The organism is Gottfriedia acidiceleris (assembly GCF_023115465.1).
GTDB lineage: Bacteria > Bacillota > Bacilli > Bacillales > Bacillaceae_G > Gottfriedia > Gottfriedia acidiceleris_B.
The window spans coordinates 4,416,040-4,429,967 of sequence record NZ_CP096034.1 but is presented as its reverse complement, the minus strand read 5'-3'; the positions used below and the strand labels follow the sequence as shown (position 1 = coordinate 4,429,967).

12 protein-coding genes are annotated in these 13,928 nt (G+C 29.8%); all 12 read left to right on the top strand.

Annotation, left to right across the window (positions count from 1 at the left end; all coding sequences use genetic code 11):
* The first annotated feature begins 49 nt into the window (after positions 1–49).
* The 12 genes from MY490_RS20870 to MY490_RS20815 all read left to right on the top strand — a co-directional run bounded on the left by MY490_RS20870 (position 50) and on the right by MY490_RS20815 (position 13,835).
* The gene (locus tag MY490_RS20870) at positions 50–1,240 is read left to right on the top strand and encodes a glycosyltransferase (protein ID WP_248267364.1); all 1,191 of its coding nucleotides are present in this window, start codon (positions 50–52) and stop codon (positions 1,238–1,240) included.
* A 15-nt stretch (positions 1,241–1,255) separates the two neighbouring features.
* The gene (locus MY490_RS20865; protein ID WP_248267363.1) at positions 1,256–2,296 is read left to right on the top strand and encodes a glycosyltransferase family 2 protein; all 1,041 of its coding nucleotides are present in this window, start codon (positions 1,256–1,258) and stop codon (positions 2,294–2,296) included.
* Positions 2,293–3,267, top strand: coding sequence for a glycosyltransferase family 2 protein (locus MY490_RS20860; protein WP_248267362.1), 975 nt, complete (start codon positions 2,293–2,295; stop codon positions 3,265–3,267). The genes MY490_RS20865 and MY490_RS20860 overlap by 4 nt, the downstream gene beginning before the upstream one ends.
* A complete protein-coding gene (locus MY490_RS20855) occupies positions 3,264–4,172 on the top strand; it encodes an SP_1767 family glycosyltransferase (RefSeq protein ID WP_248267361.1) in 909 nt (302 codons plus the stop codon). The genes MY490_RS20860 and MY490_RS20855 overlap by 4 nt, the downstream gene beginning before the upstream one ends.
* Positions 4,173–4,342: 170 nt before the next feature.
* Positions 4,343–6,127: an ABC transporter ATP-binding protein gene (locus tag MY490_RS20850; protein ID WP_248267360.1), complete on the top strand. Its 1,785-nt coding sequence runs from the start codon at positions 4,343–4,345 to the stop codon at positions 6,125–6,127.
* A 45-nt stretch (positions 6,128–6,172) separates the two neighbouring features.
* The gene (locus tag MY490_RS20845; protein WP_248267359.1) at positions 6,173–7,342 is read left to right on the top strand and encodes a polysaccharide deacetylase family protein; all 1,170 of its coding nucleotides are present in this window, start codon (positions 6,173–6,175) and stop codon (positions 7,340–7,342) included.
* 32 nt (positions 7,343–7,374) lie between these two features.
* Complete coding sequence (locus tag MY490_RS20840) at positions 7,375–8,262, top strand: 6-hydroxymethylpterin diphosphokinase MptE-like protein (RefSeq protein ID WP_248267358.1); 888 nt, start codon at positions 7,375–7,377, stop codon at positions 8,260–8,262.
* Between the two features lie 203 nt (positions 8,263–8,465).
* The gene (locus MY490_RS20835) at positions 8,466–9,653 is read left to right on the top strand and encodes a protein kinase family protein (RefSeq protein ID WP_248267357.1); all 1,188 of its coding nucleotides are present in this window, start codon (positions 8,466–8,468) and stop codon (positions 9,651–9,653) included.
* Between the two features lie 72 nt (positions 9,654–9,725).
* Positions 9,726–10,472 carry a 3-deoxy-manno-octulosonate cytidylyltransferase gene (locus MY490_RS20830; protein ID WP_248267356.1) on the top strand — a complete coding sequence of 249 codons (747 nt, stop codon included), beginning with the start codon at positions 9,726–9,728 and terminating at the stop codon, positions 10,470–10,472.
* Positions 10,469–12,091: an aldolase catalytic domain-containing protein gene (locus tag MY490_RS20825; protein WP_248267355.1), complete on the top strand. Its 1,623-nt coding sequence runs from the start codon at positions 10,469–10,471 to the stop codon at positions 12,089–12,091. The genes MY490_RS20830 and MY490_RS20825 overlap by 4 nt, the downstream gene beginning before the upstream one ends.
* A 12-nt stretch (positions 12,092–12,103) precedes the next feature.
* On the top strand, positions 12,104–12,772 hold the full coding sequence (locus tag MY490_RS20820; RefSeq protein WP_248267354.1) for an HAD hydrolase-like protein: 669 nt from the start codon (positions 12,104–12,106) through the stop codon (positions 12,770–12,772).
* A 61-nt stretch (positions 12,773–12,833) separates the two neighbouring features.
* On the top strand, positions 12,834–13,835 hold the full coding sequence (locus MY490_RS20815) for a metallophosphoesterase (RefSeq protein WP_248267353.1): 1,002 nt from the start codon (positions 12,834–12,836) through the stop codon (positions 13,833–13,835).
* Positions 13,836–13,928: the final 93 nt, after the last annotated feature.

The window sequence follows — 13,928 nt, the reverse complement described above, 5'->3', positions numbered from 1 at the left end:
CATCTAGATAGATATACTGGTTTTTTAATACTCATTTTTGGGGTGAAATATGAAGAAAAAAGTTTTATTTATGCTTAGTAGTATGAATATAGGCGGTGTGGAGAAATCTTTTCTGTCATTATTATCCGTAATTCCAAAAGATAAATATGATATAACGCTCCTCCTTTTAGAGAAAAAAGGTGGATTTTTGGAGAATATCCCAGATTGGGTAAATGTAGTAGAAGCTACATGGTTTACCACAATTAAAGATATTATATTACAACCTCCACACAAAACTTTAAAAGATTACTTTAATAATAAGCAATACGTAAAAATGCTATCTTTTTTAAATAAATACTTAATTTCCAAAAAAACTTCAGATCGCAATATTTATTATCATCATATTTTTAAGGATGTTCCAAAAGATTTTACTTTGTATGATGTGGCTATAGCATATCAAGGTCCTACTGACATCATTGATTATTATATCGCCAACAGAGTAACTGCTAAAAAAAAGGTATCATGGGTTCACTTCGATGTTTCAAAACATCAAATAAATACGAAATTATATAAAAAGCTTCATAAAAAGTTCGATAAGATCTTTGTCGTTTCAGAGGAAGCAAAAAAAAGGCTAATTGAAAAATTACCACAAGATGTAAATAAAACAGAAGTATTTAAAAATATACTTTCATCAAGTGTAATTAATAATATGTCTTTAGCAGAGGTTGACTTTGATAATAGTTTCATAGGGAAGAAAATTTTGACAGTTGGAAGGCTTTCGATAGAAAAAGGTCAAGATATGGCTATAAAGGTATTATCAAAATTAATTGAAAATGGATATAACGTGAGATGGTATTGCATTGGTGAAGGTGAAGATCGTAAGGGATACGAGGAGTTAATTCATAAACTCGGGTTAGAATCCAATTTTATTCTATTAGGTGCAAAACAAAATCCATATCCGTATGTAGCAAATGCTGATCTTTATGTACAAACTTCTAGACACGAGGGTTTTTGTCTTACTTTAGCTGAAGCTAGGTGTTTGCATAAACCAATCGTCACGACAAATTTTACAGGTGCATATGAGCAAATCACTGATAATTATGATGGGTTAATTGTCAAATTTGATCAAGATGAGTTATTTGAAAAAATAACATATTTAATTGATAATCCTGGTAAAAGCGAAGATTTTTCTAGAAACCTATTAAACGAAATTGTAGATACTACTTCTGAAATAGATAAGTTATATCAATATATTGGATAAGATGGAGTGAAATTAATGAATCCAAAAATTAGTATTATTGTTCCTGTATATAAAGTAGAACCCTATCTTCATAAGTGTATAAATTCAATATTGGATCAGACGTTTGCTGATTTTGAATTAATTCTAGTTAATGATGGATCACCAGATAAAAGTGGCGAAATTTGTGATCATTATGCTTCTAAAGATAATAGAATTAAAGTATTTCATAAAGAAAATGGTGGGCAGGCTAGCGCAAGAAATATGGGATTGGATATAGCAAAGGGCGATTATATCGGCTTTGTTGATAGTGATGATTATATTGATAACGACATGTTTGAATCATTAATTGAGAATGCATTGAAATTTGAGGCAGATGTTGTTGAGTGCGGCATAAAAATTGTAAATGGAAATAAAGTAGAACAGATTCAAAATAATAACCAAATTGAAATTGGTGATAATATATTCGCTCTAAAAGGACTATTAAACAATGGATACAGGAATTCAGTTTGTAATAAGTTGTATAAAAAAGAAATATTTGATGATCTTAGATTTCCTAATAAGTTATATGAAGATGGTTTTTTAGCATTTAAAATATATTATTTGGTAAAGAAATACGTATTTATTGATGCAAGTAAATATTATTACGTACAAAGAAACGAGAGTACAATGTCAAAACAAGAAATATTTACTTTAAGGAACTTAGATGGCTTAGAGTGTGATGAAGAAAGATTTCATTTTATAAGGGAACGTGTTAGTGAACAATCATTACTTACTTTATCAGAATCTTATTTTTTTACCCGTATCTTATTTTTTTATCAAAAACTACTTATCAATAAAAAAATTGATCCAAAAAAGAAATATAGAAATGAATTAAAAAACAAAATCCTAAAAAGTTACCGAGAATTTTTAGTAAATCCAAATTTAAAGAAATTTTATCCTATAGTAAAGACTTCGAAGTTAAATATTAACAAGTTTAACTTTATATTTACGAATTATATGTGGGGATTAAATTACCTTTTAAGAACATACTCCAACATTCGTAAACTATTAATAATAGAAAGGATAGTGAACAAATGAATCCCAAAATAAGTATTATTGTTCCTGTGTATAAAGTAGAGCCATATATACATAAATGTGTGGATTCAATCTTAGCTCAAACGCTAACTGACTTTGAACTTATCCTTGTCGATGATGGATCACCCGATCAATGCGGAATAATATGCGATGAGTATGCTAAAAAGGATAATCGAATAAAGGTAATTCATAAAAAAAATGGCGGGCAAGCAAGTGCTAGAAATGCTGCTCTAAACATAGCTAAAGGTGATTATATAGGATTCGTAGATAGTGATGACTGGATTGAACCGGATATGTATGAACTACTTTATAATATTTGTATTGAGAATGACTGTGATATTGCAAACTGCACGAGTACAGTTCATTATAACGACAAAACAATCGTAAATGGATCAGAGCCATTAACGATTCATAATAGAGGTCAAGCAATGAAGGCATTATTTGAAGGTGCATTATATGATGAAGTTGTTTGGTCGAAATTAATGAAAAGAAAGCTTTTGGAAAATCTTAGATTTCCAGAAGGGATTATGTATGAGGATACAGCATTTACTTATAAAGTAATTAATGAGAGTGAAAAAGTATGCTATATTGGTGAACCAAAATACCATTATATTAAGCGCGAAAATAGCACAATGGATTTGGCAGTAAAAAATAAAAGTATTGATGCAGTCCTGATTTACGACGAAATCTATCGTTATGTAAGTCGATATTATCCTGAACTAAAGCCAATCATAACACTAAAACTGGCTAATAATGCAATGGCCGTTTTAAACACAATTTCACTAGATCCGAATCATATTTTATATCAAAAAGAATATAAAAAAGTAACCGAGATTTTAAACAATTACTTCACGGAAACAATCAAACTAAAAGAGTATGTTACAAATGTAAAAATATTATTATTTGCAACACGTATTCACCCTATTTTATATAAATTAATAATTAATTTCCTATCAAGGAGAAAAAGAGGATGAGCATATACCGAAGAATGTATGTGTTAGGTTCAAAAATTAAAATAAGAAGTATTGAACAGATTACCACCCTATTTAATGGATTGGTTTTTTTATTTTCTAGCCAACCTTCTGTAAAAACAACTGATGAAAGTTTAAACCTAATTGTCCGAAATAGATGTTCGATAAGTAGGTATGGCGATGGTGAGTTCAATATAATGAACGGAAAAAGCTTAAGGTTTCAGCCATATTCAGGGGAGTTAAGCTTAAGATTAAGGGAAATTATTAAAAGTAATCAAGAAAATCATGAAGTCTTTATCCCGAATGTTTTTAAAAATGTTGACTGGTGTACAGACAGATCAAGAAATTATTGGATACGTTACTTAAATTTAAATCGATATAAGATTTATAAACTATTACAAAAGAACAAAGTCTATTATGATTCATTGGTCACACGACTTTATATAGACTATAAGGACAAAAGTCAGGCTGAGTTTAGGTTTAAGACTTTTAAAAAGCTGTGGCATCAAAAAGAGGTCATTATTATTGAAGGAGAACAAAGTAGACTAGGAATTGGAAATAATTTGTTCGATAATACCAAATCAATAAAAAGAATCTTATGTCCAGCTACTGACGCATTTGCAAAGTATGATCAAATATTTGAAGAGGTATTAAAACATGATAAGTCAAAACTAGTGTTAATTGCTCTTGGGCCTACAGCTACGGTATTAGCTTATGACTTAGCTAATTATGGCTATCATGCAATTGATATTGGTCATATTGATATTGAATATGAATGGTTTTTAAATAAAGCTGTAGAAAAAGAAGCAATTAAAAATAAATATGTAGGTGAAGTTCCAGAAGGTACTGATGTTCACGGAATTAATGATATTAAGTATGAAGAAGAAATCGTTACCAGAATATCGTAAATTCTAAAATTTGGGATATAGAATGGCTATTGAGAGTTTAATAATTGTTTCTATGAGTATTAAGTAAAAAAGTATCTTATTAACTATCAGATTTAAAACAAGGGAAAAGACCTAGTAATCCTTTCAAAGTATTATGGATTACTTATTTTATTTTTAAAGGGTGATATATTTTGAAGTCTTCGTTAAGCAAATTACTAATGCTTTTTAACAAAAATGAAAAGAAGAAACTATTAATTTTATTTATCATGATGATAGTAGCAGCGGTATTTGAAACAATTGGAATTGGAGCAATTTTTCCTTTTGTAGGAATTTTAACTGATCCAAAGGTAATTAAAGAACAATCTATTTTATCATTTTTATATAATTTTTTTCATTTCAATTCCATTAATGGATTTATCGTATTCGCAGGTATAGCATTACTTTCAATCTTTTTTATTAAAAACATCTACCTATTATTTTTTAACTATATACAAGTTCGTGTCATTCTAAATCAACAAGTAAGACTATCTAGAAGCCTGTTTAAGGAGTATTTAACGAAACCTTATGTATTTCATTTGCAAAGAAATACATCAGAATTACTCCGAAATATAAATTCAGAAATCACAAAAGTTTTCCAAGGAATTATCATATCGGGTTTTCAACTATTAACAGAAATTTTAGTAACATCATTTATTCTAGCTTTGTTAATTTTTACGGCTCCTTTAGCAACTATTATTGCTTCAACACTACTAGGTGGTAGTGTATTTATCTTTTTTAGATTTTTTCGTAAAAAAATTAGCCATCTAGGTACTGAACAACAAATAGTAAACGCGGCAATGATTAAGTGGGTAAACCAAGGGCTAGGTGCGAGTAAAGAAGTAAAGGTTTCCGGAAAAGAAGATTTCTTTGTTAATGCCTTTACTGCTCAAAGTCAAATAGGCGCAAGAAATAGTCGACAATTAGGAATGTTAAATCAAGTGCCGAGATATTTTATTGAAACGATTATGGTAACAATCGTACTGATCACGATGTTAATTATTGTTTTTAAAGGTAGTAATACTACTAGTCTAGTTTCAACAATGGCACTCTTTGCTATGGCAGCATTTCGTTTAATGCCTTCAATTACTCGTATTGTAGGATTTATAACGGCAATTCGTTACTCTCAACCTGCTTTATTAACTATATATGATGATTTGTTTTTAAATAAAGATCAACATGTAAGCAGTGACCATCTGGTTCTTGAGGATTCTTCAAAGATACTTGGCCGAAATGAAAGAGTTTATACAGATTCCATTATATTGAAGGATATCTCATTTAGATATCCTAATCAGAAAGATTTTTCAGTTAGAGATGTATCTTTAAAAATTCCTATCGGTCAATCTGTTGCATTCATTGGTGAATCGGGTGCTGGAAAAACAACTTTAGTTGATATCATTCTTGGATTATTTCACCCTGAAAACGGAGAAATCTTAATTGATGGAAAAAACTTAAATGATCAAAGAGCAACATGGAAGCAAAAAATTGGTTATATTCCACAATCGATTTTTTTATCTGATGATTCAATTCGTGGAAATATTGCATTTGGTTTAGATGAAAATCAAATAGATGATTATGCTGTATGGAGAGCACTAGAGCAGGCACAATTAAAAGAATTTGTTGAATCACTTCCTAATCAATTAAACACAACTGTAGGTGAAAGAGGAGTAAGACTATCGGGCGGACAACGTCAACGTATTGGAATTGCAAGGGCATTATACCACAACCCAGAAATAATTTTTATGGATGAAGCAACATCTGCACTGGATAATGAAACAGAAAAAGAAATTATGAAAGCGATCGATGGCTTAAAGGGAGAAAAAACGTTAATTATTATTGCGCATCGTCTGAGTACAATTGAAAACTGTGATATTGTTTTCAAATTGAATAAAGGTAGATTAGTGACAGTTGACTATAAATTAAAGCACTCAGTTATTTAATAGTGGAAAATATCTAATTTAAACTATCCTTAAAGGAGGTACGTAATGTTTAGGAGAGGATTAGAAAAAATAAAAAATAAAGCAGCCCAAACTTGGTACTGGCATGGATTTTATGGGAATTTAATTAGGGAAATGGAAAGGAAAATAAAACCAAAAAAAGGTGGAAATGAGATTTCTTTTGTAAATAAACCTGGCATTGCATTTTCATTTGATGATAGTTTTAGAGTTGAGCAATGGCATAAATATGGAATGGATTTATTTGGGTATTACGATGTTAAAGTAACATTTAATATTAACGCATTTCACCATTTTGAAGGCGAAAGAGAACATAATCAAAAAGAAATAGATCTATTATTAGAATTACAAGCAAATGGTCATGAACTTGCTCATCATAGCTTTAAGCACCAAAATGCTAAAACATATGTAGAGGAACATGGTTTAACAAAATGGATTGACGATGAAATAGAATCATTATTTAAATGGATAGAAAAACACTCTCACTCTAAAACAAAAGAAAAATTTAAATTGCCTGTGACCTATTCATTTCCTTTTGCAACATATAATGATGAAATGATAAACGAGATCGTTCCAAAGTATTTTAAAGTTGTGAGGGGACATTCGTCTGCTGATCATTTAACTCCCTTCAATCATACTGGATTTGCACCTGCTATTTGTATAGATAGTATATTTTTAAAAAATAAAAAGTATATAAAAAGAATTTTGGGAGTTGTTAAGAAAACTGGGCTAAATTTAATTTTAATGTCGCATTCTATATTACCTGAAGATGTAAAATGGGAAGATTTTGGTTGGGGAGAAGAATCAGAACTCGCTGGAACGTGGAGAACCTCACCTAAAATGATCGAAGAAATTATTAAAGAAGCAAAATCATTAGGGTTGGAATTCTATACTACTGCTGAAATAGCTGGAATCGCCACATTTATAGATCAAAATTTAGAACGTTGTATTAGACAGCATCTACATAATCCAAGTGTAAAATGGATAACGATTTCTGAATTGATTTCGATAAAGGAAGTAGATTTAAGCGGTCAAAATATTTCTAATCTAGATGGAATACAATATCTATCTAACTTAGAGAAAATTAATCTATCTGATAATAATATTTCAGACTATAGGCTGTTAGATAGGCTCAGTAAGTTAAAAGAAATAAAAATAAATAATGATCAAATCGAGGCTAAAACGGGGACTTTCTTTTAAAAAAATTGAAAAATAATAAGGGAATGGGAAATATGACAATAAGAGATATCTTAAAAGACATCCTAAAAAGTAATAAGGTTACATTGTACTTTTATGACTGTATTAGAAAAACAAGATATGATTTTATTCCTATGATTAGACCAGTCATTATACCAAATATTATATTCAACTTTAAAAAGTTTTTAAGAGTAACTCGTATTGACAGAAAGAGTCGTTTTGAAAAATTAAAAAGTATAAAAAATAAACATTTAGGTGAAAGATGTTTTATAGTTGCAACGGGACCAAGCCTGAAAGTTGAGGATTTGGAAAAACTTCGAGGCGAAATTACATTTAGTATGAATTCAATTTGCCTAGCATTTAACGAAACAGATTGGAGACCCACCTACTATGGTATTCAAGATATTAGAAATTATATTAAGTTTAAAGATGATATTAAAGAATTGAAATCAGAATGTAAATTTATTGGTGAATCTATTTTAAAACGTAATTCTGTTTCGGATGAATTTTACGTTTATCCAATGAACATGCTAAATCATAATTGGATGCATAAAAAATATAATACAAAATTTAGCGGTGACGCATTTGCAGTTGTATATGATGGATATACAATTACTTATTCACTTATTCAAATTGCAGTTTACATGGGGTTTAAGGAGATCTATTTACTTGGAGCAGATAGTAATTATTCTAGTGATTTGAACCACCATTTTAAAAATTATGATTATCATGATTCTAATTATTCAGTTGCTGGATTAAAAATGATTGATGCATACAAAGTGGCAAAGGAATATGCGGATAAGAAAAACATTAAAATCTTAAATGCAACTAGAGGAGGAATGCTTGAAATTTTTGAAAGAGTCAATCTTGATAACGTTTTAGCAAAAAATCAAAGAGAAGAATCTTTAGTTTCTTTAACTTAAATAAAATCAAAATTGACAGATATTTAAAAAGATGATAATTTTTGTGATAAGTAGTTCTCAATAAAGAAAATATGATTTGTTAATTGCTAGAATATACCTCCTTTTGTGATATTTTTTTTAATCATTGTTCAATATAATGAACAGCTACTTAAACTTAAAAAATTAAAGATCTTACATCAAAGGACAAAAAGAGGGAGCTTTAAATGGAGGAGTTTACTTATATTTATATAGATAACTTTCTATATAGTTCGCTTTACATAAACTTAGAACAAAGTTTAATTGGTCTTATATTCTTCCTGTTTTTTAAAGGGAAACCTTTTGGTTTTCTTGAAAGGGAGACGAAAATTGGATTTATTAATTTTTTTATACCAATAGTTAGACTTATTCGAGTATTAGAATTTGCATATTTATATTATAAAAAAAAGAGAATTAATAAAGTAAAGCCTGGTACTTTTCCAACTTTGTCGTCATCACATTATGGAAATTGTTTAATTTTGGTGGGGCACGGTGAACATAAAATTGTAAATCTTAGAGAGCAAAGTGTTACGACTATATTTCCTAACAATTTTTCAAGAAATGTAATGGAGGATAAAATTTATAAACTAATCGAGGCTCAAAATTGTAAACTATCCCAAAGTTTACTAGATTGGAATATTAGTAATAGATTTATGAAAGAATCTTATGTAAATTTAAAACCGGCTTGCTTTAATATTCAGAACGTTCATACAGAGGCTTTACCTATATTAAGAGATATTTTATTTAGTAAAAACTACCAAGTAATCTCATTGGGGCAACATCTCCAAAACGTTACAAAGAGGATAGATGAATTGTTAAATCCTTTATTACAAGAAGATTTCACATTAAATAACAGTATAAAACCTATTTATGAATTTGTTTCAGAGATAAATATAGAATTGAAAAAAAATTGTTTAAAAACTGAAATTGTTTTAGGATTCACCCATGGAGATTTTTGGGAAGGGAATGTTCTGAAGAGTAAGAAAATAACTAAGGTAATAGATTGGAATACTTTAGAAATTAGAAGTTCATTTTTTGATCTTTACTTTCTTATATTCGAAAAATTTTCAAATGTAAGTGAAAAAAAGTTGTACGAAGCAAGTGAAGAATTTGAAAACGTATTTCATACTTTTATTCGGAATTACTTAGAAGGCAATTTTATTAACTCAGAAATGGCAGCAATTCTAGTAAATCAGTCGGAAATATATAGATATATATTTTACTTAGAATTTATTCTTCGAAAGATAAAGGGAAATCTTAAAGGAGAACGAATATATTTCGAATATCTAGTGGAGCGAATAAAATTTTTTCAAGCATATGAAAGTAAGCTAAATGAAAATAAATACAATAATTATATAGTAGAAAAAATTCAGTAGAAATATTTTAAGAGAACATTTTTTAAAGTGAACAATACCTTTTGTACTATGAGATCGGGAGGGGGATAATTTATGAAAATAATTGGTGTAATCCCAGCTAGATATAATTCGTCAAGATTCCCAGGAAAACCATTAGCGGACATTTGTGGAAAACCAATGATTTGGTGGGTACACGAACGATTAAAAGGATTAGAGGGACTAAATGAGGTATATGTAGCAACAGATGATCTACGAATTAAAGAAGTTTGTGAAAACTATGGAATAAAAACAATTATGACTTCTGAAAATCATAAAACACATCTAGACCGACTATACGAGGTTTCTACAGTAGTAGATGCGGATTTTTATATTAATGTAAATGGAGATGAACCATTAATAGAAACTGAGGCAATTAGAAGGATTCTTCCTAAAGAGGTTGATCCGAGTTCACTATATTTTTCAAATTTAATGACAGAGTTAAAAAATCCTTTGGAGGCAGTTGATTTTTCAAAGATTAAAGTTGCAACAGATGTTTTTGGATATGGATTATATTTAGCCAGAAGCCCAATTCCTTACCCAAAAGGGACATACGATTTCTATTATAAAAAGTTCGTTGGAGTACAGTGTTTTACAAAAAGTGCATTGGAGTTCTGTTATTCAGCACCAAGAGGTCCTTTAGAAGCAGCTGAAGACATTGATGAATTTAGATTTATTGAGAATGGTCAAAAGATAAAATTTGTGGAAGCAAGTGTGACGACTCTATCAGTAGATACTCCAAAAGATTTAGATAAAGTACAAGATATCATAAAAAATCGTTTAGAAAGCGTGGTATTTGAGTGAACAATATAAAGCTACTCGACTGTACTTTACGCGATGGTGGATACATCAACGATTGGAATTTTGGTAAGAGAACGGTTAAAAAAGTAATTGAAAAATTGACACAATCTAATATTGACATTATCGAATGTGGATTTCTTAGAGATGTGGATTATGATAATGATACTACAATTTTCAATGATGTAGAAAAAATCAAAGAACTGATTCAGCCAAAAAATAAAGATACTATTTACGTAGCTATGATTGATCAACCATTTATCTCAATCGATAAAATAAAAGGATATGACGGTACTTCAATTGATGGAATTCGATTAACGTTCCATGATAATGAAAAAGAAATTGCTGAAGCATTAGAATATGGAAAAATGTTAATTGAAAAAGGGTATAAAGTGTTTATTCAACCAGTGGGTACTACTAGCTATACTGATGCAAATCTGTTAGCTCTAATCGAAAAAGTTAATGAGTTAAAACCATATGCATTTTACTTAGTAGATACACTTGGGATCATGTACAAAAATAATTTACTGAGAATGTACCACTTGCTTGATCACAATCTTGATAAAACGATTAGTATCGGATTCCATTCTCATAATAATTTACAATTATCTTTTTCAAATGCCCAAGAATTGCTAACGCTGCACACTAAAAGAAATATAATAATAGATTCTTCGGTATTTGGTATGGGAAGAGGAGCGGGAAATTTATGCACCGAGCTAATTTCCGAGTACATTAATGAAAATATTGAGGAAAAATATAAAATAGTACCGTTATTGGAAATTGTAGATGAACATTTGAGTAGATTTTTTAATGAGCCTAAATGGGGTTATTCCGTCCCCTATTTTATAGCAGCAATCAATAATTGTCACCCTAACTATGCTTCATATTTAATGAATAAACAGACCATTTCTGTTAAGTCAATCAATACAATATTAAGGCAAATCCCGAACAAAAAACGTGATATTTATGATGAAAATTATATTGAAGATTTATACATAAGCCATCAAATGCAATTAGTAGACGATACAGAAAGTTTGAAGAGATTAAGGAAGTTAATTGGTAATAAAAAAGTACTTATTATTGCACCAGGTATATCAATTGAAAATGAATTAGAGAATATTAAAACATTTATAAACGAAGAGGCCCCATTTATTATTAGCGTAAATTTTTTACCAAGTACTTTTAACTGTAACGCTATTTTTATTAGCAATAGTAAGAGATTTAAGAGTATGGAAGATGTAATAAAAGATAGACCATCTACGACAACTTTGATTACAACGTCAAATATTACAAATTTAAAAGTGGATTCATCAATAGTCGTTAATTATTCTGATTTACTGCTAGAAAACTCCTTAATTTCAGATAACGCAGGATTAATGGCTATTAATTTATTAAATCGTTTATTTATTGATCATGTGTATCTTGCGGGATTTGATGGGTTCAGTTTGAACAAGGGTAAAAACTACTATTCAACAGAATTAATTAATCATATTGAAATGGTTGAGCTTGTTAAGAAGAATGAAGAAATAAAAAAGTACTTAGCCGATGTAGAAAAGCATATGGGAATTCACTTTGTAACGTCCACGATTTATAAAGAGGTTCATTTGTATAGTAAGACATATTAAAGCGGAGGGCATATGAAATATTCTACAATCATTTTTGACTTAGATGGAACTTTATTAGATACAGCGGAAGGAATCATGATTGGTGCGAATCATACTGCAATGCTAATGGGGGCACCGGAATTAACAGTTCAACAGCAGAGACGATTTATTGGTCCACCACCTGCCGAATCGTTTATGCGAGAGTGCGGTTTTAATCAAGAGAAGGCAAGAGAAGCTGTAAAAATTTATAGAAGTAGATACAAAGAAAAGGGTAAATTCGAAGCTAAGCAATATAGCTATATTAAAGAGTTACTATTTTCATTAAAAGAGAAAAAATGTACTACGGCAGTTGCGACGCTAAAGAGGGATGATTTAGCAAAAGAAATTTTGGAAAATTTCGAATTGAGTAAGCACTTTGATGTTATTTTCGGTGTCGATGATGCCGATACGCTTAGTAAATCAGATTTAATTTTAATGTGTTTAGAAGAGATAGGTCAAAATGATTTATCAAAAGTAGTATTGATCGGTGATAGCATGCATGATGCAATTGGTGCAGAGAAAGTGGGAATTGATTTTATTGCTGTGACGTATGGTTACGGATTTGAAAGTAAAGTTGACGCGGATAAATGTAAGAATGTTTATGTAACTGAAAGCGTTGAGGAGCTCTTTGATTTTTTTGAATTAAAGCAGACAATCAAATAGTAATTTCATTTGAATGGGTTATCAATACTTTGTATAAAAAGTTGATAGTGGAGCGGTTACTTTGAAAAATAAATTAGCAAAAGTAGTTGCAGGGTTAATCATATTATTTATCTGTGCTCTAGTAATTTATATAATTTTGGATAATAACCGAATTACAATAGCAAAACAAGATGTCTTAGTAGACCACTTATCAAAAGAGTTCGAAGGATATAAAATTCTTCAAATCACAGATTTACACGGTAAAGAGTTCGGCAAAAATCAAAGTCGATTGCTTAAATCTATTAATTCTATAAATTACGATGCAATAGTTTTCACTGGGGATATGGTTCTTAAAAGTCAGAGTACTAACATCAAGCCTTTTTATCAGTTATTAGATGGGTTAAAAAATAAAGAGAATGCCATTTATATACCTGGAAATGAAGATCCTGAGTCATATTATGTGAATTCAAAAGGTGTATTAGTAAAAAGTGAGTTTGTAAAAGGAATTGAAAAACGTGGAGTCAAATTCTTGGAATCTGTTTATTCAGTCAAAAAAAGCAATTCCTCAATAAACTTCGTTGACTTTGAAACGTCGATCCTGGAACCGTCTCAAAGTGAAAAACAAACAAATGGAATCTTCTTACCTGAATATTCACAAACCAAGCAGTATTTTGAGCATCGTAAAACATTAATGAAAGAGATATCCGGTATTAATCATTTAAAAAAGAATAATGTCCTAATTGCGCTTAACCACTATCCTATAGTTGACACGAGAATTGATACTCTTTTAAATGATTCTAGTCTGAAGTTTAAAGATCGTAAATACGATTTGATTATTGCTGGACATTATCACGGAGGACAAATTCGTTTACCTTTTATAGGAGCACCATTCGTTCCAGAGGGTTGGTATAAGTGGGGTGGTCTGTTTCCTCCACAAAACCGCGTTAAAGGACTTTGGGAGTACAAACATACCAAACAATATGTAAGCACAGGCCTAGGAAGCAGCAATTTTATTCCATTCCTTAAGTTTAGATTATTTAATCCACCTGAAATTAATATTTTAACATTGAAGCAAAAAAAATAAACCAATCAAGGCTTATGAATATAAGTAAGAATTGCTAACTTAGAAACTTACCACACTTTAGTTATAAATTTATAAATATAGTTGTGAATTACA

Bases quoted from the DNA above. Each gene is read 5' to 3' on its own strand.
- MY490_RS20855 (WP_248267361.1), top strand. From the start codon at position 3,264: ATGAGCATATACCGAAGAATGTATGTGTTAGGTTCAAAAATTAAAATA.
- MY490_RS20845 (WP_248267359.1), top strand. From the start codon at position 6,173: ATGTTTAGGAGAGGATTAGAAAAAATAAAAAATAAAGCAGCCCAAACT.
- MY490_RS20860 (WP_248267362.1), top strand. From the start codon at position 2,293: ATGAATCCCAAAATAAGTATTATTGTTCCTGTGTATAAAGTAGAGCCA.
- MY490_RS20865 (WP_248267363.1), top strand. From the start codon at position 1,256: ATGAATCCAAAAATTAGTATTATTGTTCCTGTATATAAAGTAGAACCC.
- MY490_RS20820 (WP_248267354.1), top strand. From the start codon at position 12,104: ATGAAATATTCTACAATCATTTTTGACTTAGATGGAACTTTATTAGAT.
- MY490_RS20840 (WP_248267358.1), top strand. From the start codon at position 7,375: ATGACAATAAGAGATATCTTAAAAGACATCCTAAAAAGTAATAAGGTT.
- MY490_RS20870 (WP_248267364.1), top strand. From the start codon at position 50: ATGAAGAAAAAAGTTTTATTTATGCTTAGTAGTATGAATATAGGCGGT.
- MY490_RS20830 (WP_248267356.1), top strand. From the start codon at position 9,726: ATGAAAATAATTGGTGTAATCCCAGCTAGATATAATTCGTCAAGATTC.
- MY490_RS20835 (WP_248267357.1), top strand. From the start codon at position 8,466: ATGGAGGAGTTTACTTATATTTATATAGATAACTTTCTATATAGTTCG.